Annotated in this window: 1 pseudogene; it reads left to right on the top strand. The window is 57.4% G+C overall.

The annotated features are described in order from the left end of the window. Positions 1-378: pseudogene (locus tag EN862_RS37225) on the top strand (hypothetical protein); the annotation flags it as partial.

The following is a 378-nucleotide window of genomic DNA, read 5'->3' as shown; positions in this document are numbered from 1 at the left end:
CCGAATTCCACGTCGGCATTTTCGCTGCTTTCGAGCGCCTCTCTGCCTCGGCAATTGGCGTCGCGATGCTGGACTTGTTTGGCTTGCGCCACCGCGACTGCCTGTACCGCATTCCCTGGGAGAAGCTCGATATCTCCGATCCAACCAGACCTCGGCTGCGATGCACCCTCGAGCAACTTTCTCATATGAAGGCGGGAATTGACGGCAAGGGCAAGGCATGGTCGTCCAACAGCTTGCGGCACGTCATGGCGAGCTCAGTGTGGAAAATTGCTCTCACAGTTTTCCTATGTGCAAGCGGCGTTGGTACGGTCTTGTGGTACATGACCGGGGCGCAGCCTCCTTTCTCGAACCAGGATCAGCAATTTGAAGGACCGGTCG

The organism is Mesorhizobium sp. M2E.F.Ca.ET.219.01.1.1, assembly GCF_004016445.2.
In the GTDB taxonomy this organism is placed as follows: Bacteria; Pseudomonadota; Alphaproteobacteria; order Rhizobiales; family Rhizobiaceae; genus Mesorhizobium.
This window is presented reverse-complemented; position numbering and strand designations above follow the sequence as displayed.